General features: G+C 58.6%; 17 protein-coding genes. 7 read left to right on the plus strand and 10 right to left on the minus strand.

Annotated elements, in window-relative coordinates; all coding sequences use genetic code 11:
• A complete protein-coding gene (locus VWZ81_RS00475) occupies nt 1-1140 on the minus strand; it encodes a TAXI family TRAP transporter solute-binding subunit (RefSeq protein ID WP_416538049.1) in 1140 nt (379 codons plus the stop codon).
• A gap of 245 nt (nt 1141-1385) precedes the next feature.
• Here VWZ81_RS00475 and VWZ81_RS00480 point away from each other — a divergent pair, with 245 nt between their 5' ends.
• The gene (locus tag VWZ81_RS00480; RefSeq protein WP_416541750.1) at nt 1386-2162 is read left to right on the plus strand and encodes a DNA-binding transcriptional regulator; all 777 of its coding nucleotides are present in this window, start codon (nt 1386-1388) and stop codon (nt 2160-2162) included.
• An 8-nt stretch (nt 2163-2170) separates the two neighbouring features.
• Here VWZ81_RS00480 and VWZ81_RS00485 read toward each other — a convergent pair whose 3' ends face one another.
• Genes VWZ81_RS00485 through VWZ81_RS00515 form a run of 7 tightly spaced genes read right to left on the minus strand, consistent with a single transcriptional unit; the run spans nt 2171 to nt 7839 of the window.
• Nucleotides 2171-2800 (minus strand): fumarate hydratase C-terminal domain-containing protein, encoded by a 630-nt coding sequence (locus VWZ81_RS00485; RefSeq protein ID WP_416541751.1) that lies wholly within the window; start codon nt 2798-2800, stop codon nt 2171-2173.
• Entirely contained in the window at nt 2797-3663 is an 867-nt protein-coding gene (locus tag VWZ81_RS00490) for a fumarate hydratase (RefSeq protein WP_340547671.1), read from the minus strand. The genes VWZ81_RS00485 and VWZ81_RS00490 overlap by 4 nt, the downstream gene beginning before the upstream one ends.
• Nucleotide 3664: 1 nt before the next feature.
• Nucleotides 3665-4294 carry a flavin reductase family protein gene (locus VWZ81_RS00495; protein WP_416558263.1) on the minus strand — a complete coding sequence of 210 codons (630 nt, stop codon included), beginning with the start codon at nt 4292-4294 and terminating at the stop codon, nt 3665-3667.
• Nucleotides 4284-5165 carry an NAD(P)-dependent oxidoreductase gene (locus VWZ81_RS00500; protein ID WP_416549215.1) on the minus strand — a complete coding sequence of 294 codons (882 nt, stop codon included), beginning with the start codon at nt 5163-5165 and terminating at the stop codon, nt 4284-4286. The genes VWZ81_RS00495 and VWZ81_RS00500 overlap by 11 nt, the downstream gene beginning before the upstream one ends.
• A gap of 26 nt (nt 5166-5191) precedes the next feature.
• A complete protein-coding gene (locus VWZ81_RS00505; RefSeq protein WP_416541754.1) occupies nt 5192-6091 on the minus strand; it encodes a hypothetical protein in 900 nt (299 codons plus the stop codon).
• Nucleotides 6092-6094: 3 nt separating this feature from the next.
• The gene (locus VWZ81_RS00510; RefSeq protein ID WP_416541755.1) at nt 6095-6880 is read right to left on the minus strand and encodes an HpcH/HpaI aldolase family protein; all 786 of its coding nucleotides are present in this window, start codon (nt 6878-6880) and stop codon (nt 6095-6097) included.
• Nucleotides 6881-6891: 11 nt separating this feature from the next.
• Nucleotides 6892-7839 (minus strand): DUF6282 family protein, encoded by a 948-nt coding sequence (locus VWZ81_RS00515; RefSeq protein WP_416541756.1) that lies wholly within the window; start codon nt 7837-7839, stop codon nt 6892-6894.
• A 314-nt stretch (nt 7840-8153) separates the two neighbouring features.
• Between VWZ81_RS00515 and VWZ81_RS00520 the strand changes: the two genes are divergently transcribed.
• The 4 genes from VWZ81_RS00520 to VWZ81_RS00535 are packed head-to-tail and all read left to right on the plus strand — an operon-like array spanning nt 8154 to nt 13244.
• Nucleotides 8154-9404, plus strand: coding sequence for a sarcosine oxidase subunit beta family protein (locus VWZ81_RS00520; protein ID WP_416541757.1), 1251 nt, complete (start codon nt 8154-8156; stop codon nt 9402-9404).
• A 12-nt stretch (nt 9405-9416) separates the two neighbouring features.
• A complete protein-coding gene (locus tag VWZ81_RS00525) occupies nt 9417-9725 on the plus strand; it encodes a sarcosine oxidase subunit delta (protein WP_340547678.1) in 309 nt (102 codons plus the stop codon).
• Nucleotides 9722-12688 carry a sarcosine oxidase subunit alpha family protein gene (locus VWZ81_RS00530; RefSeq protein ID WP_416541758.1) on the plus strand — a complete coding sequence of 989 codons (2967 nt, stop codon included), beginning with the start codon at nt 9722-9724 and terminating at the stop codon, nt 12686-12688. The genes VWZ81_RS00525 and VWZ81_RS00530 overlap by 4 nt, the downstream gene beginning before the upstream one ends.
• Nucleotides 12681-13244: a sarcosine oxidase subunit gamma gene (locus tag VWZ81_RS00535; RefSeq protein ID WP_416541759.1), complete on the plus strand. Its 564-nt coding sequence runs from the start codon at nt 12681-12683 to the stop codon at nt 13242-13244. Before VWZ81_RS00530 ends, VWZ81_RS00535 begins: the two co-directional genes overlap by 8 nt.
• A 21-nt stretch (nt 13245-13265) precedes the next feature.
• Here the strand turns inward: VWZ81_RS00535 and VWZ81_RS00540 are convergent, their stop codons facing one another.
• Nucleotides 13266-14273, minus strand: a complete 1008-nt coding sequence (locus VWZ81_RS00540) for a GlxA family transcriptional regulator (RefSeq protein WP_416538060.1) — start codon at nt 14271-14273, stop codon at nt 13266-13268.
• Nucleotides 14270-15166, minus strand: coding sequence for a LysR family transcriptional regulator (locus VWZ81_RS00545; RefSeq protein WP_416538061.1), 897 nt, complete (start codon nt 15164-15166; stop codon nt 14270-14272). The genes VWZ81_RS00540 and VWZ81_RS00545 overlap by 4 nt, the downstream gene beginning before the upstream one ends.
• A gap of 110 nt (nt 15167-15276) precedes the next feature.
• On the opposite strand from VWZ81_RS00545, the gene VWZ81_RS00550 reads away from it, so the two are divergent.
• Nucleotides 15277-16728: an aldehyde dehydrogenase family protein gene (locus VWZ81_RS00550; protein WP_416539610.1), complete on the plus strand. Its 1452-nt coding sequence runs from the start codon at nt 15277-15279 to the stop codon at nt 16726-16728.
• Between the two features lie 137 nt (nt 16729-16865).
• Nucleotides 16866-17855 (plus strand): membrane dipeptidase, encoded by a 990-nt coding sequence (locus VWZ81_RS00555; RefSeq protein ID WP_416535481.1) that lies wholly within the window; start codon nt 16866-16868, stop codon nt 17853-17855.
• The last annotated feature ends 14 nt before the right edge of the window (nt 17856-17869 follow it).

Below are 17869 nucleotides of genomic sequence, written 5' to 3' on the forward strand. Positions count from 1 at the left end.
TCAGTTATCCCAAACTGTCGGCATATTTGCCGCTCGCAGCGCATCTGCACGCGCGGCCATCCAGCGCTTCTGGAAGTCATCGGCGCTTTTGTCTTCCAGGTCTTGCCACGCATTTGCGATCACAGCCTGCCGGCTCAGAAGATACCGGTTGTGCGCTTCATTTTCGTCAGACCACAGGCCAACCGACTTCCAATACGCAACCGCTCCTTCATGATACGGCAAGACCCATTGGAAATTCTGCCGATCCTTGGCCCAGCCACTGGCGGAGGGCTCGGCGGCTACAAATCTCTCGAACTGCTCGTCGATGCCCTTTGCCATGTTCATCACAAGCTCAGCATCGCGATCCGGCGCGGTCACGAGAATTGGATAGGGAAAGCCGCTGCATTGCAACGGGTTAGCATCCGAGATGTTGGTACCGGCCGTTGCGATCCGTTTGGCCATATGAGGGGCCACGGCCTGCATTCTCGCCCAATTTTCGGTTTCATCATGTGGAGTTTCAAGCCAGCGCAAACCCCGCGGAGACGCGTCAACTTCGGTGCCGCCGCCTGTGGTAAATGAAGTCATCGCATCGGCCTGATCATTCAGGATGGCTTTCCATGCCGCGTCAAACCCGCTTACCTCGACTTTGGTGACATCGTCCCAAGTCAATCCGCCATATGCGAGAAAGGCCGTCACATTGGTCTGTAGCGCGGGTGAACCGACAACCCAAGGCAACCGCTTGCCCTTGAGATCTGCCGCAGTCACGATATTCGCGTCTGCCGCAGTTCCAAGCGCGAGACAGTTGTTGCCGGATGCGCTCATCACCATTTGCAGGGGTTGTGGTCCCAGTTCCGGTTTCGCCCACCCGAGGACGCCCTCAGCTGCATAGAACACGCCAGATCCGGCAGCGGCAAAATCGATCTGACCGCTCACCACTGGCACAACGCGAGAGACGTCATTTTTAGCCGGAACAACGCGCAGCGTAACGCCGTATTCGTCCTGGAGCGCCTTGCCGATAGCAACCGACTGGCTATAGCCCGAGCTTCCGACATTATAGGCTGTCCACGACAACGTATCGGGCAGCTTGGTCTCTTCCGCCGCGGCGGCACCGCCCAGGCACATCGCCAAAAGCGGACCCATAATTCTAAGCGTTTTGGTCATTTCTATTTCTCACACTTCCTAGTCGGTTACGCGGTCCGGTTTCCGCCCTTTGTTCTGGTTAGAGCTCAGTCGCCCTGGCCTTTGCCCCATTGAAAACCCTTGGTCGAAAACCAGGACGAGCGTCTGAGTTAACCTGTGATTTACTGTCAGGTCTTGCCTGCGACCTCTCAACGATTGCGCAGGGATGTTCCACTGTGTGGAACAATATGGTAAGCGTTCCGGACATCGCATAAGGGAGCAGGTTATTGGTACGGTATACTCCGGTCAGATCCGTCGAGCGGGCGATGGCGGTGCTTGAGGAAATGAACCGCGTCAAAAGCTCCACGGTTGCTCAACTGCATCTCCGCACCAAACTCGCAAAGCCGACAATCGTGCGGTTGCTCCAGACGCTGGAACACATGGGTTATGTGAGCAGAGATGAACGCCAGTCGGGCTATGTTCTGACCTCAAAGGTCATGTCGCTTAGTGCCGGGTTTCACAATGACCCGCTGGTTGTCGAAGCCGGGCGTGCCTATGCCATTGCCCTGACAAAGCAGGTTACTTGGCCGGTCTCAATCGCCATTCCAGATCAGGGCGACGTCGTGGTTCGGTTCTCAACCATTCCCGACAGCCCGATTTCACCGTTTCACGCAACGGTGAATATGCGCCTGTCATTGGATCTTCATGGGCTGGGACTTGCCTATCTGGCTTTCTGTCCGGAGGACGAGCAGCGCATTTTGTTGAAATCGATATTGGAACGCGGCAAGAGTGAGACGCTGCAATCAGGCGACACAGAAACCGGGCTGCAAGGGCGACTGGCCCTCATCAAGCAGCAGGGATTTGCGGAGCGGCTGCGCGCCGCCGGCAACGAAAGCTCCAACACGATCGCGGTTCCGATCCTTGGCGAAGGCCGCGTACTGGGGACTTTGGGTATTACCTATTTCCGCTCGGCCGTCCGGCGCGCGGATGCCGTTCGCGACTTTCTGCGCCCGCTACAGGATGCGGCCAAACAGATCGCCAGCAATGTCCGCGATCTGACCTGAGAGCTGTGTCAACGTGCTCGGGTTTCGTTCAACTCTTTCATCAGCGCCTCGAAGCGGGAATCCGCTTGGGCCTGCAACTCGGAATAGAGAGAATTGCCACGCACATCGACACCAACGGTCAAGGGGCCCAATTGCTTCACGCGCAAGCGCGTCAGCCGAAATTGCAGGATGAGATCTGTCCACGCCACGTCGATTACATCTTCGACCGCCTCTGACGTCAATGCGCTGGCCCCACCCACAAATGACAGATAAACACAGCGCATCTCGCGCATTGCCTCTACCGTCTGCGGACCGACACCGCCTTTTCCACCGATCGCCTTTACCCCACTGGCGCGAATGATCGCTGGCAGATGGGGCTCAAATCGCGTGCTGGTTGACGGGTTGATGTAGCGACATGTTTTGTCGGATCCACTCTGTTCGATATAAGCACCGACCTGACACCACATACCGTCTTTGAGGTCTATCGGCAGCTCAACCCCCGCTTGCAGATAGTCCTTCATCCGCTTATGCGTCGGCAGACCAACGGTTACAACGATATCCCCTGTGAGATAGACAAGGTCACCGATCCTAAGCCTGTCCAGACAATCCTGTTGCAACGGCAAGGTCAAATTGTGGCTCTGGGATTGGGTATTGGTCATTCGATCCGCTCGATTTTGCCTGAGTTATAGAGGCGCGCGCGGGTTCTCCGGTTGATCCAGCAGTTGAAGCACACTGCCACTGGCGTAAACCCATGACCGGCGGAATAATCGATATGGATGCCCAGTGCTGTCGTATCGCCGCCCTGCCCCATTGGACCGAAACCCAGCTTGTTGATTGCCTTCAGCAAACGCTTTTCCATATCTGCCAGGATCGGCTCGGGGTTTGTCGTACCCATCGGTCGCAAGGTCGCATTCTTTGCGATTTTTGCAGCCTGATCGAAAGACCCGCCAATACCGACGCCAATCATGACGGGCGGGCAATGCTGCGAGCCGGCCTTAATCACCGTCTTGAGGATGAACTCCTCAATATCGGCCAGTCCAGGATAAACAAAGATCTCCAGCGCCGCCCAACGACCTGAGCCGAGCGCCTTGGGTGAACATGTGATGTCAATGTAATCCGCGCCATCGACGATATCCCAGTTGATGATGGGCATATCCTTGCCCTGATAGGAGCGTTCGTTTGTCAGAGGGTTCTGAACAAATTTCAAAAGCGGCGGATCGATACGCTCAACAAGATCGCCAAAACCATCGACGAAGGCAGATTTCACATCCCCTTCGAACCGTGCCTGACTGCCGATCTTAACAGAATAGACCGGCACACCCGCATCCGAGCACAAAAACCGGTCGTGTTCTTCGGCCAGCTCCGAACTGCGGATCATGAAGTTCAGCACCTTCTTAGCGTTCTCACCGGTTTCCTCGGCATAGGCTTCGGCAAGCCGTGCTTTCGTGTCCTCGGGGATCTTCTTTAATGACCAATCATAAAGATCGCCGGTCAGCCGCCGCAGCGCATCGTGTCTGATCATCTCAATCCTGTTCTTTCTTGACGTAGACCCGAGGCAACTGAAATCGCGGCCCCATTTCGGCGAAATCCAGATAGCCCAGGCGACTGATGTGCCTGACCTTGTTGTAGTCCACCATCCCGTCGGTGAGGCAGGCATCGTCAATATGAACACCAACCACATGGCCAAACACGATCGTATTGGGGTTCTCAGGACGTTCAGTTGGCAAGTGCAGCACCTCGATGGTCTTGCACTCAAACTGAATGGGAGAAGCTGCAACCCGCAACGGTTGGACCAGCCTAGACTGGATCGAAGCTAGCCCCACCTCGTCGATCTCGCTAACCTCGCTGCCCCAAGCAGTCGAGGACAGGTTGACCTCCTCGCGCAGATCATAGGTGGCGACATTGTAGACGAATTCACCCGTATTCTCAGCGTTGACCCAACTGTCCTTGGGCGTGCCGTCCGGCTTCAACCCATTGCACGAGAACATGACGGTGGGAGGAAAATTATGCACGAGATTAAAGTAACTGAACGGCGCAAGGTTATGGATGCCATCGGCACTCACAGTCGAAATCCAGCCAATAGGCCGTGGCGCAACGCAGGCAGAGATAGGGCTATGTGGCAAGCCGTGCCCTTTTGACGGTTCAAAGAACATCATTGCCATCCTTCAGAATTGCACCTGGCATGGCCGCGAAATCGCGATCTGCATACCCGGCATCCCGAAACTGGGTGAAGCTTTCAAGCGCAGCCTGCAAGGCTGGCGTCGCGACTCCGCCTTGGGCTGCCACCTCGCAAAACACCCCTAGGTCCTTGGCAATGCCGGCGACTGTAAAGCTCGCCGGGCTCTCTTTGCCCAAAATAATCTCGGACTTCCCGGAAAGAGCACCATTTGCTGCAGGGCCGCTTATCAGAATGTCCAACATCAACTCACCCGGTAGGCCGATGCTGCGCCCTACACCGAGCGCTTCGCGCAGCGACTGCCAATAGCTGGCCAGCATGATGTTATTGACGATTTTTGCCGCCAACCCCTGGCCCAACGGGCCGACGTGAAAAACCCGGTTTGCAAAGAGTTCGGCCACCGGCACGAAGCGGGCCACATCAACAGGCTCACCGCCGATAAAGACGCCTGCCTGTCCCATCGAGACAACCTTGGGCCAGCCCGAAACAGGCGCGTCCAGAACCCCAGCTCCGGCAGCCGTGATCCTGTCGGCATATCCTTTCAGCGTGGCCGGATTAACCGTGCTGGTGTCGACAACCAGCTTGCCACGCAAATCACAGGTTATCAGCCGGTCCAGCACTGCCGCGACCGCCCCGTCGTCAAACAGCGACAATAGGACAATATCGACCTCCGCAACCAGATCGTCCAATATGGCAGGGGCACCAATTCCCCGCGCATCGGCCCAATCCAGGTCCACCCCGCTCCGCGTCCAGCCCGAAACTGAACAGCCCTGTTCAGCCAATCTTGCCGCAAGTGCCGCGCCCATCTTGCCAAGCCCAACAACGCCAACTCGTTCGTTCATCGCCATTTCCTTCAAAGACTTTTCCGATCCGGTCAGCCCGCGATCGGATAGTCAGCCGCATTCAACACCCAACCGGGTTTCAGACTGAAATCCTCACGCGGGGGACAGAAGACATCAACCATTGCGTTTCTGTCAGCACCCGTCGCCCGACTGGTATGGATGACGGGCGGAGGAATAACAGTCACCGACGGGGCGCCCACTTTGACCTCCTGATCAGAGCGCCAATCCGCCATATCCGTGGTCCAGGGCCAGCGCAAATGATGCGAATAAGCGCCCTCAAGCACCAGTGAGCATTGCTCGAAATCATCATGATGATGTGGCGACATTTTGGTTGTGTCGCGTGGCCCGTCATAAGGATCAAGCACATTGACCATGAAGGTGGTGCATCGAAAAATCCGGCCAAATCGACCCGGCTCTGGCGGGACATCCAACGAGTAATGCCGGAGTAGCCACCCATCGGTGGGCTTAGGCCAGTCTTGCAAGGGCGGAATATGACTGCGCAGCGATTGATACGCGTCACCATTGGTGCAAAGCGCCACCAGATCCTTTGATCGGCTGGTGAACAGCCGGAAAAAACGCCCCCCTTCGGGAAGGATCACTGCGCTGTCGCCGGGTGGCACGAAGGCAATGGAGTTCCCAGGCACGTCGCAGGAATTGCCGCCGACAGTGATCGTCGCGCCGTTCTCCGGCAGCAGGACAACGTATTCGTCGCACTGATTTTGTCTGGTAAAACTGCCTCCCGGTTCCGCTTCGGTGCGCATGACAACAAAGTTCTGGCCTCTCAGGCACCATGTCAGGCCGTCGCTGCTGCGAACAGCGGGGTCGATCCTGTCGAACTCACCAATCTGCGGAATCGCTACTAGCCCCGTTCTGGGCTTGGCCGCGGCTTTTGTGCGCAGCGCCGACCGCGGGTCTGTCTTGTCATAGGCCATCAGTCACTCCTGTACTGCGGGAAGGGCATTGCGAAGCTCGGCAAGCCACGCGCGGGCCGCATCGCGGACGAACGTCTGATCAGACGCGAGCACGAAGGCGGTCGCTCCCAGTTCGCAGAGCCATCCGGCATCCTTGGCCGAACCCGCCATGGCGCAGATCGCCACCCCGTGCGCCCGCGCCGTTGCGCAGATGGTTTTTGTCGCCCGCAATACAGGCTCTGACCCGGGCTTTGTTTCGCCATAGGCAACGGTCAGATCGCCGCGCCCGATAAACACACCATCCAGCCCATCGGTCGTCACTATCGCGTCAATCTGCTCGACCGCCAAAGGATCCTCGATCATCGCGATGACCAGGCCCCTGTTGTCTTCCTTTTCAACATGCTCGGCGAGCGTGACCTCCCCAAATCGACCCGCACGCGTCGTCGGCGAATAGCCCCGCGATCCGCCGCGATAGCGCGCGGCGGAGACGATCGCCCTGGCTTTCTGTGCTGTGTCAACATGCGGAACAAGAATCCCGTCTGCACCGCAATCCAAAGCCGACAGGATGTCCGCCGGTTCGGCGCTCTTTACCCGAACAAGACAGCCAATATCTGCCGCCTTGCAGGCCAGAACGATCCGATCCGTGGCCTCACGAGAAATCGGAGCGTGCTCCTCGTCGACCACTACAAAGTCATAGCCGACCACCCCGAGGATTTCCGCAGGCATGGTATGCGCAATCTTCAGAAAACTCCCGGTCAGATTGGTTTCGTGTAGAAACCTCTGACGAAATCCGCCCTTAACATAGGTCATATCCTGCCCTTTCACACGTCGGAGGCCAGCGGCAGACCAACAAGACGCGACGGGTTATCCCGCACCAGCAGGCGAATTTCATCCTCGCTGAAGCCGCTGACGAGGCACAGCTTGATCGCCTGTCGCATTCCTTCGACCGGAGTTGGATTGTCGATCTGACCCAAATCTGATCCGATCGAAGAATGTTCGACACCGGCAGCGCGGATGTGCTCAGCCAGAAGATGCGGTTCGAACACGTTAAAGCGGCTATCAACATACAGGCAGGCAGATTGCTCAACCAGCGCACCAAATTCGGCGATCTCGCGAATGTCGTCGTAGGTAAAGTGAAGCCCGTACATTGGGTGATTGACGATCAGTTTTTTCACCCCACGCGTTTTGGCTTCCTCAAACAGCTTCCATATCTCCCAGACGTGAAGATGCCCTGAGGACAGAACCGCATCGAACTCGGCAATTGAATCCAATATCTCTTTGACCGGATCAATGATGGCCCCCCGATCGTCCACGACGGTCAAAAGCCGTGGAGGCTTGAGCTTCACATTCATCGCCAACCGCGATTTCCGAAAGGACGAACGGATATGATTGGCCGATTGCGCCGTCGGCATCCAAATCATCGTACCGCCATGTTTCAACTGGGAATCAACCACATGCGGGTTGAACCCCCCGGTCGTGTTGTTCAGAACCAACCCGCCATACATCGCTACGCCCAGATCCCCGACCAGACGCTTCATCATCGGCAGAAAGGGTGCAGCCGAGTAATGGTGGTCCTTGAACAGGATGCCACGCATTCCGGCAGCCGCCGCTTGCTCGACCGCCTGAATATGGTCGATCTGGCGTTCCATGATCGAGGGTCCTGAATGCACGTGGAGATCAACGGCACCGACCATTAAGCGGTCCACAACCACATCATCGACATCAGCTATCAACGCGCGGAACTCTTCTCGATTTTGGCTCTGTGTCATCTTGGTACCGTTTTTGTGGGTAATCGGGACCGATGATCGGGTAAATCCAGACCCGCATCCATGACGCCAGAGCCGTATTCCACGTAGTGGAATTCATGCGCCTCGCCCGCCAATACCGACTGGACCCGCTCCGGAATCATCGCCACTTTCGGCCCTGTAGGATGACCCCTCCAAGCACTCGGGATCGAAGATTGCAAAGACTGGCGAGGGGCCCAGGCCCCGAATGTCGATTCTGACCTGAATCTTGTCCGAAAGCGCATCGGCAAAATCCTCCGAATTCGCGGCAACTGGTGCGGCAAGAAACAGGAGCCCCCATGCGATACTCTGCGTTTGGACTGATCAAGGAAGCTCTGAGCGGGCACAAAGGCTGGCGCCCGCAATGGCGCGATGCAGCGCCACAGCCCGCCTACGATTACGTCATCATCGGGGGCGGCGGCCATGGTCTGGCCACCGCCTATTACCTCGCCAAGGAGTTCGGCGGCGCGCGGATCGCGGTGCTGGAAAAGGGCTGGATTGGTGGCGGCAACGTCGGACGCAATACAACCATCATCCGATCCAACTACCTGCTGGATGGCAATGAGCCTTTTTACGAGTTCTCGCTCAAGCTTTGGGAAAACCTGGAGCAGGATCTGAACTACAATGCGATGGTCAGTCAGCGTGGGATCCTGAACCTGATCCACAGCGATGCGCAGCGCGACGCAGCCCGGCGCCGCGGCAATGCGATGATCCTGAACGGCTCGGACGCGGAACTGCTGGATACCGCCGGTGTACGCGCCATGTATCCCTTCCTGAACTTCGACGATGCCCGCTTCCCGATCAAGGGCGGGTTGCTGCACCGGCGCGGCGGAACGGTGCGCCACGATGCGGTGGCCTGGGGCTATGCCCGGGGCGCGGATCAGCGCGGCGTCGATATCATTCAGAATTGCGAGGTCACAGGCCTGCGTATCGACGGAGGCAAGGTGTGCGGTGTCGAAACCTCTCGCGGCTACATTGGCGCGGGAAAGGTGGGCGTTTCGGTTGCTGGCAATTCCAGCCGGGTCATGGCCCTCGCCGGGATGCGCCTGCCCATCGAGAGCCATGTTCTGCAGGCCTTCGTCTCCGAGGGGCTGAAGCCCTTCATTCCTGGGGTGATCACCTATGGCGCCGGGCATTTTTATTGCAGCCAGTCAGACAAGGGCGGGCTCGTCTTTGGCGGCGATATCGACATGTATAACTCCTACGCACAACGTGGGAATTTGCCAGTGGTCGAGGATGTGGTGGAAAGCGGCATGTCCCTGATCCCGGCTCTTGGTCGCGCGCGTCTCCTGCGCAGCTGGGGCGGCATCATGGATATGTCGATGGACGGCTCTCCCTTCATCGACAAGACCCATATCGACGGGCTCTATTTCAACGGGGGCTGGTGCTACGGCGGCTTCAAGGCCACGCCAGCTGCGGGCTATTGCTTTGCCCATCTGCTGAAAACAGACCGCCCGCATGAGACGGCAACCGCCTACCGGCTGGATCGCTTCATGACTGGCCGCATGATCGACGAAAAGGGCCAGGGCGCCCAACCGAACCTGCATTGAGGACTTGTCCAGATGATCATCAACCATCCGCTACTCGGCCCACGCGACGCGCAGGAATTCACCTATCTGGGCGATGCTGGCCTTATGAACCGCCCCTATTGGCTTTCGGAGACCGCGCTGCAGCAATTCCACGATTACCTCTATCTGCGTCAGAACCCGGCTGGGGAGCATCGCGAATTGTGGTTTCATGAACAGGGCGATCGTTCCTGGCTGGTCGTCACCCGCAATACGGTCACGCATGAGATACTGAAGGTTGAACTGGCGCGGGATGTTGCCCTTGCGAACAGAGCCGCAAACACGCCGCAGGAGGCGCTGCAATGAGTTCGCACCCCGCACTGAAAAACCGTCTGTCCGGCGGACTGATCGACCACGACACAGGCTTGTCGTTCCAATTCGACGGTAAGAACTACCAAGGCCATCAGGGAGATACGCTGGCGTCAGCACTGCTTGCCAATGGCGTGCGCCTTATGGGCCGCTCCTTCAAGTACCACCGCCCGCGGGGCGTGCTGACCGCGGGCAGCGAGGAGCCGAACGCCCTCGTTGAACTGCGGTCCGGTGGTCGTCAGGAACCGAATACGCGCGCCACGGTTATCGAACTCTACGCAGGATTGGAGGCCCAATCGCAGAACCGCTGGCCATCGCTCGAACATGACGTGATGGCGATCAATGACCGGTTCTCGAACTTCCTGACCGCAGGGTTCTACTACAAGACCTTCATGTGGCCCAAAGCATTCTGGGAAAAGCTCTATGAACCGATCATCCGCAAGGCAGCGGGCCTTGGCAGCCTGACCGGTGAGGCGGATCCCGACGCCTACGACAAGGGATATCTGCACTGTGATCTGTTGATCATAGGCGCCGGACCAGCCGGCCTGGCCGCAGCATTGACCGCAGGGCGCGCTGGCGCTCAGGTCATTCTCGCGGATGAAGATAGTCACCTAGGCGGTCGTCTGCTAAGTGAAACTCAGGCTTTGTCCGATATGTCAGGCCCGGACTGGGTGGCCCAGACACAGGCAGAGCTTGCGACGCTCCCGAATGTGCGGGTGATGCCCCGCACCACAGTCTTTGGCGCCTATGATCACGGTATCTATGGTGCGGTTGAGCGCAATGCCGACCATCTGCCAAAACCCGCAGCTGGCAAACCGCGTCAGACCCTTTGGCGGATCTATTCCAAACGCGCGCTGATCGCCACGGGAGCCATTGAGCGACCGATCGCCTTTGAAAATAATGATCGACCCGGCATTATGCTGGCGGGCGCGGTGCGTGCCTATGCCAATCGCTGGGCGGCGACCCCCGGCCATTCGGTCGTGGTGTTCGCCAATAATGACGATGCACATCAAACCGCTCGTGACCTCATGGCAAAGGGTGTCCAGGTCCCCGCGATCATTGACGTGCGACCGGATGCGCCAGCCCTGCCGGGAACCGAGGTTCTGGCAGGTGCCGAGATTACCGACACCAAGGGGCGGCTTGGCCTGACGTCTGTCACCCTGCGCCTGGCAAATGGGCAAACCCGAACAATCGCCTGCGACGCGCTGGCCATGTCCGGGGGTTGGAATCCCAATCTGGGCCTGACGTGCCACCAGCGTGGTCGCCCCGTCTGGAACGAGGCCATCCAGTCTTTTGTTCCGGCCGCAGGGCTGCCCACCGGTCAGCTGGTCGCCGGGGCTGCTATGGGAGATATGACCACCGCACAGGCCCTTGCGGGGGGTGCCCAGAAAACGATCGAGGCGCTTGCCGATCTCGGCATCTCGGCCGGTGCAGCCGATCTGCCCCGTGCTGAAGACGCACCCGTCTCGCTGACCCCGTTCTGGCAGGTCAAAGGCGCAAAGCGCGCTTGGCTGGATTTCCAGAATGATGTGACGGTAAAGGACGTGAAGCTGGCGCATCAGGAAAACTTCACCTCGGTGGAACATCTGAAACGCTACACCACACTCGGCATGGCCACCGACCAGGGCAAAACCTCGAACCTTGGCGCGTTGGCAGTGATGGCCGAGCTCACCGGCAAGTCAATCCCGGAAACCGGCACGACCATCTTTCGTCCGCCCTATACGCCGGTGGCGATGGGCGCTCTGGCGGGGCGAGCGGTGGGTAAGGATTTCCACCCAACCCGCCTGACACCCAGTCACAACTGGGCCGAGGAACAAGGCGCGGTGTTCGTTGAGGTCGGCAACTGGCTGCGCGCACAGTGGTTCCCGCGTGACGGTGAAACCCATTGGCGCCAATCCGTCGACCGCGAAGTGCTGCAAACGCGTAACTCGGTGGGTATTTGCGACGTAACCACTTTGGGGAAGATCGACGTTCAGGGCACGGATGCCGCGACCTTCCTCAACATGATTTATGCAAACGGGTTTGCTAAATTACCGGTTGGCAAGGTGCGCTATGGGCTCATGCTGCGTGAGGATGGTATCGCCTATGATGACGGCACTGCGGCCCGTCTTGCAGAGGATCATTTTGTCGTCACTACAACCACGGCCAATGCGGTTCTGGTCTATCGCAATATGGAATTCGTGCGTCAGTGCCTGTGTCCGGATCTGGACGTTCAACTGATTTCGACAACCGAGGCCTGGGCACAATATGCCGTCGCCGGGCCAAATGCGCGGAGATTGCTACAGAAGATTGTCGACCCAGAATTTGACATCTCAAACGAAGCGTTTCCCTTCATGGGCTGCGGCGAAATCACCGTCTGCGGCGGATGCCGCGCCCGACTGTTCCGGATCTCCTTCTCCGGTGAGCTGGCCTATGAAATCGCGGTGCCGACACGCTATGGCGACGCGCTGCTGCGGGAAATGATGGCCGCCGGTGAGGAATTCGACGTGACCCCCTATGGCACAGAAGCTCTGGGTGTCATGCGGATCGAAAAAGGACACGCCGCCGGCAATGAGCTGAACGGGACAACATCCGCACTAAACCTCGGACTCGGGCGCATGGTCTCAACCAGCAAGGACTGCATTGGCAATGTCCTCAGCCGACGCGAGGGGATGAATACCGAAGCGGCGCTGCATCTGGTAGGGCTTCGCCCCGTCAACAGCAGCGACAGCCTGCCCGCCGGGGGGCATCTGATGGCAGCCGACGGCCCCGTGGATGCGGCACATGATCAGGGATATGTCACCTCCGCGGCCTATTCACCCATCCTGAAAAGCGCGATTGGCCTGGCTTTTGTCAAAGGTGGGTCGGACCGCACAGGAGAACGGCTGCGCCTTGTGAACCCGTTGGAAAACCAAACAGTCCTGGTTGAGATTGTCAGCCCACATTTTGTTGACCCGGAAGGGGAGAAGCTCCGTGCATAAGCTCAGTCCAATCAGCCCACTTGGCAGCGATACGGCCCGGATTGACCGGGTCGGCGACCTGACCATCTCAGAGGTGATAGACCAGGCCCTGGCCTCGGTTACAGCGCGCAAAGATCAGGAAACGGCACTGCGGGCGGCTCTTGGTTCGGCGCATGGCATGACGCTTCCTGATGTCGGCACATATTCAGACTCGGGGGGTATCTCCGTTTTTTGGACCGGACCCGCTCAATGGATGATCTCGGCCCCGCATGACCGCCATGAATTGCTGGCGCGTGATCTGAAACAAGTGGTGGGTGCGGCTGCCTCGGTGGTCGAACAGACCGATGGCTGGTGCCGTTTCGATGTCGCCGGTCCGACACTCTGCGATCTGTTCGAACGGCTCAGCAATGCACCTGTGCGCAATATGACAACAGGGCGCGTTATTCGGGGCACGTTGGAACATCTCGGCGTATTCCTCTGGCGCCGGGCAGAGGATCACATGGCAGTATTGGGACCGCGCTCCTCCGCGGCCTCCCTTCACCACGCGCTTATCAGCGCAGCTCATTCCATCGCATAAAACCCGCCTGTCTGCGGTGTCCTATCCCGCAGGCAGGGCGTCGCCGCTTTTTACGCGGAGGGAGTTTTTCGCCCGACGATCATTGATCGGCGTGACGCCAAAGCTCTCGCGGTAGATCCGCAGGAACGCGCCCGGCGTGCTGTAACCTACCATATAGGCGATTTCGGTGACCGAGGTGCTGGAATACAGCACCAGTTGCCGCGCCTGATTCATCCGCATCATCCGATAGTATTTCAGCGGGCTCTGACCCGTCGCCTCCTTGAAACTGCGTTCGAGGGATCGCGCCGATACACCAATGGCATTTGCTACATCGCTGATTTGAATAGGGTCTTCGATATGCTCGGCAAAATGTTCAATGGCCTGCGTCACCTTCTTGGGCAACAGATCCTTGCTCTTGGCTGTTGAAAACGCGGGTGTCTTTTGCGACGTCGTGGCGCTGCGCACATATGGATGCTGAAACCAGCAGGCAACTTCGGCCATGATATCGCCGCCCAGATGGTCTTCTATCAAGGTCAACATATAGTCGAAAACCGCCGTCGCCCCGGAAATCGTGGTGAAAGCCCCCTCATCGCAGATCACTGTGCTCAGCCTCTCGATCTCAGGAAATTCCGCTTCAAAAGCAGCCTCATAGCACCAGTGAACCGAGAGCGGGTCGCTCCCGACCAAACCGGTGCGTGCCAGCGGAAACACCCCCCCGCTGAAGGCGCCAAGTCGGGTCTTTTTCCGGGTAAGCCGCTGGAGCGCGGCATTGGCACGCGCCGATTGATCAAAGCGCGCATTAGGACCCGCCGCAAAGAACAGATAATCGTGATCCGTAAGATCGGCCAGCATACGATCCGGGCTGAACGTCACCCCTGCCGAGGACGCGACCGGCTCCGTTGTTTCGGCAACAACAGTCCAGCGAAACGCCTCCTTCCCCGCGATTTCATTGGCGGCCCTTAGCGGCTCGATGCAAGACGTCAGGCAAGCCATAGGGAAACCGGGAAAGATCATAATGCCAAGCGTAAGCGGCGTCTTGGTTAGGGTCACGACAGGCCTCCTTTGGTCAATTCGGCAGCACAGCTCAGGATGTGTTTTTCCAGCAAACGGGCCGCAGGAGACAGCGCCGTATCGGTTTTGCGAAGCAGGTGGATCTGGCGAGTCGCAAGCGAATCAGCCAATGGTCGGAACGCCAGCCCCGTCGCATTCGCGGCTCGCGCGGCCATCTCCGGCAAAATAGTTACCCCGATTTCAGCCTGCACCATAGCCATGATGGAGGTCAGGTTCTGTGCCTTCAACAGCGCCCTGTCGTGCAGCTCTCTGGATTGCTCCGACTTGATGCTGGCCGACAGGCTATTGGCGATCAGCCTTTCGTTGCGCAGCATCTCCCATTCGATTTTCCCCTGCTCCTGCGCCAGAGGGTGACTGGGTGCGCAGATCACTCCGAACGCATCCGACAGCAGATGCTGGCTGTGCAATCCAGAGCTGTTCTGGCCCAGTGTTGCAATGCCGATGTCGATGCGTTCACGGGACAGCTCATGCAGAACCGAGATCGAGTCCATATCTCGCAACTCAATATCTACATTCTTGAAATCGTTGATGTACCTGGAAAAGACCAAGGGCATGACGGTGCCGGCGACCGATGGAACCGTGGCTATGCGGACATGTCCGTGGGTGGCCTTGGCATAGCCTTCTATGGCTTTGACCATCGTATCGTATTGCTGCAACTCGCGCTCTGCTTGTTCCAGCACGAAGGCCCCAAGCGCGGTCAGCCTGTTCTTACGGTCGGTTTCAAACAGCGGTTCGCCAAGATGGGTTTCCAGCTGCTTGAGCATCATCGACACGGCAGAGGGCGTTCGCCCAAGAATACCGGCAGCATCGCTCAGGTTTCCACTTCGAGCGACTGCAGCAAAACCGCGGAGCAATTCAATTTTCAAAGCCATGAGCACTAACTTCAGAGTTTCTGAAATGATGTTCAGTAATTTGAGTTTGATTGAAGTGGCCGCGCATGTCCATACCCATGGAAACTGAATTCTGTGTGAGGCCTCCGACCATGACTGATATCCAAAAGAACCTGATTGCCGGTGAATGGCTGGCTGGTGAGAGCGAAGTCGAGAACCGCAACCCATCGGATCTTAGCGACCTCGTTGGTATCTTCGCGCAGGCCAGCGCCGATCAACTGGATGCGACATTGGACCAGGCGCAGGTGGCCCAGCGTGAATGGGCGGCCTATGGGCTTGAGCGTAAGCAGGCCGTGCTGAACGCAATAGGCAACGAGATGATGGCCCGCGCCGAAGAACTCGGCACGCTCCTGAGCCGTGAAGAAGGCAAGCCGCTGGCCGAGGGTAAAGGCGAAGTTTACCGCGCCGGCCAGTTCTTCACCTATTACGCCGCCGAATGCCTGCGCCAGATCGGAGAAAACGCCGACTCCGTGCGTCCCGACATCGAGGTGGATGTGCGCCGGGAAGCGGTCGGTACGGTGGCGATCATCAGCCCTTGGAACTTCCCGACCGCTACCGCCTCCTGGAAAATCGCGCCGGCGCTTTGCTATGGCAACGCCGTGGTGTGGAAACCGGCCAACATCACCCCGGCATCAGCCGTCGCGCTGGCCGAGATCATCAACCGGCAGGATATCCCCAAGGGCCTGTTCTCGCTGGTCATGGGCTCCGGCCGTTCCATCGGCCAGCGTCTGGTCGAAAGCCCCAAAGTGAACGCGATCTCCTTCACCGGCTCGGTGCCGGTGGGCAAAGGGATTGCTGCCGCCGCCATCCAGAACCTGACCAAGGTGCAGATGGAGATGGGCTCCAAGAACGCGCTGGCGGTGATGGACGACGCAGATCTGGATCTGGCCGTCACGCTGGCCCTCGGTGGCGCCTTTGGCGGCACCGGACAGAAATGCACCGCCTCCTCCCGGCTCGTGGTCCACGCGGCCATTCATGATGCCTTTGTCGACAAGCTTGTCGCCGGGGCACAGGCCATGAAAGTGGGCCACGCGCTGGAAGCGGGCGTGCAGATGGGGCCGGTGGTCAGCGAGCAGCAGCTGAACGAGAACCTGGCCTATGTCGATCTGGGCAAATCCGAAGGTGCAGAACTCGCCTGCGGCGGCCAGCGTCTGCAGATGCCGCACGAGGGCTTCTACATGTCCCCTGGCGTTTTCCTCAACACCACCAACGACATGCGCATCAACCGCGAGGAAATGTTCGCGCCGCTGACCAGCGTGATCAAGGTCGGCAGCTATGACGAGGCGCTGTCGGTGGTGAATGACACCAACTTCGGCCTGACCTCGGGCATTGTCACCCAGTCGCTGGCCCGCGCCACCCACTTCCGCCGCAACGCGCGCACCGGTGTGGTCACTGTCAACCTGCCAACCGCAGGCACCGACTACCACGTGCCCTTCGGTGGCCGCGGCGACAGTTCCTATGGCCCGCGCGAGCAGGGTAAGGCAGCGGCGGAGTTCTATACCACCGTCAAAACCGCCTACATCAGCGCCGGCAAGCCGGTCTGAGACTGAATTCTTGGCAGTGCCGCATCGCCGGCCTGCCAGTTTGCGGACGCGCCCGCCCTCCTTGTTTCCCCCGAGGCGGGCGCATCCTGCCTGGCATTACAGGCCGGGTAGTGGACTTTGAAAACCGAGGTGCTTGAATGACCGGATATCGTATCGACTGCCTGCAATATGCCAATTGGTCGGAAAAAATCTTCCGCCAGCTGCGCGAGGGCAACGTGGACGCAATCCATGTCACCATTGCCTATCATGAGAACTTCCGCGAGACGGTCCTGAACTTCGAAAAATGGAACCGCTGGTTCGAACAGTTCCCCGACCTGATCATGAAGGGGCAGTGGGCCTCTGATATCGACAAGGCCCGCGAAACCGGCCGCACCGCTGTGTTCTTCGGTTTCCAGAACCCCTCGCCGATAGAGGACGACATCGGCCTGGTGGAGATCCTGCACACGCTCGGCGCCCGCTTCATGCAGCTCACCTACAACAACCAGTCGCTGCTGGCGACGGGGTGTTATGAGGCCGAGGACATGGGCATCACCCGCATGGGCAAGCAGGTGATCAAGGAGATGAACCGGGTCGGCCTGGTCGTGGACATGAGCCATTCCGCCGACCGCTCCACCATCGAAGCAGCGGAAATTTCCAGCCGCCCGATCGCCATTACTCATGCCAACCCGCATGAATGGTCGCCGGCCCTGCGCAATAAGAAGGATGATGTCATCCGCGCAGTGACCGGCCATGGCGGGATGCTGGGCTTCTCGGTCTATCCGCATCACCTGAAGGACAAGTCCAACTGCACGCTGCAAAGCTTCTGCGAGATGATTGCCCGAACCGCCGAGAAATTCGGCGTTGAACATCTCGGGATCGGCACTGACCTTTGCCAGGACCAGCCGGACAGCGTCGTCGAATGGATGCGTGTGGGTCGCTGGACCAAGGAGATCGACTACGGCGAAGGCTCCAAATCCGCGCCGGGTTTCCCGCCAATGCCCAGCTGGTTCGAAGACAACCGCGACTTCGGAAATATCGAAGACGGGCTGCGCAAGGTCGGCATGAACAACGACGAGGTATCAGCTGTCATGGGAGGCAACTGGTATCGCTTCTTTGAAGAGAATTTCGGTCCAAAATCGGGGGATTAAAGACCGGGATAGAC

This window comes from Phaeobacter sp. JH20_34 (genome assembly GCF_048056095.1).
Lineage (GTDB): Bacteria > Pseudomonadota > Alphaproteobacteria > Rhodobacterales > Rhodobacteraceae > Phaeobacter > Phaeobacter bryozoorum.

Coding starts and splice junctions, on each gene's coding strand:
- VWZ81_RS00495 (WP_416558263.1), bottom strand. CDS start 4,294: ATGTTCTTTGAACCGTCAAAAGGGCACGGCTTGCCACATAGCCCTATC.
- VWZ81_RS00530 (WP_416541758.1), top strand. CDS start 9,722: ATGAGTTCGCACCCCGCACTGAAAAACCGTCTGTCCGGCGGACTGATC.
- VWZ81_RS00500 (WP_416549215.1), bottom strand. CDS start 5,165: ATGGCGATGAACGAACGAGTTGGCGTTGTTGGGCTTGGCAAGATGGGC.
- VWZ81_RS00555 (WP_416535481.1), top strand. CDS start 16,866: ATGACCGGATATCGTATCGACTGCCTGCAATATGCCAATTGGTCGGAA.
- VWZ81_RS00520 (WP_416541757.1), top strand. CDS start 8,154: ATGCGATACTCTGCGTTTGGACTGATCAAGGAAGCTCTGAGCGGGCAC.
- VWZ81_RS00510 (WP_416541755.1), bottom strand. CDS start 6,880: ATGACCTATGTTAAGGGCGGATTTCGTCAGAGGTTTCTACACGAAACC.
- VWZ81_RS00475 (WP_416538049.1), bottom strand. CDS start 1,140: ATGACCAAAACGCTTAGAATTATGGGTCCGCTTTTGGCGATGTGCCTG.
- VWZ81_RS00525 (WP_340547678.1), top strand. CDS start 9,417: ATGATCATCAACCATCCGCTACTCGGCCCACGCGACGCGCAGGAATTC.
- VWZ81_RS00485 (WP_416541751.1), bottom strand. CDS start 2,800: ATGACCAATACCCAATCCCAGAGCCACAATTTGACCTTGCCGTTGCAA.
- VWZ81_RS00490 (WP_340547671.1), bottom strand. CDS start 3,663: ATGATCAGACACGATGCGCTGCGGCGGCTGACCGGCGATCTTTATGAT.
- VWZ81_RS00515 (WP_416541756.1), bottom strand. CDS start 7,839: ATGACACAGAGCCAAAATCGAGAAGAGTTCCGCGCGTTGATAGCTGAT.
- VWZ81_RS00545 (WP_416538061.1), bottom strand. CDS start 15,166: ATGGCTTTGAAAATTGAATTGCTCCGCGGTTTTGCTGCAGTCGCTCGA.
- VWZ81_RS00505 (WP_416541754.1), bottom strand. CDS start 6,091: ATGGCCTATGACAAGACAGACCCGCGGTCGGCGCTGCGCACAAAAGCC.
- VWZ81_RS00550 (WP_416539610.1), top strand. CDS start 15,277: ATGACTGATATCCAAAAGAACCTGATTGCCGGTGAATGGCTGGCTGGT.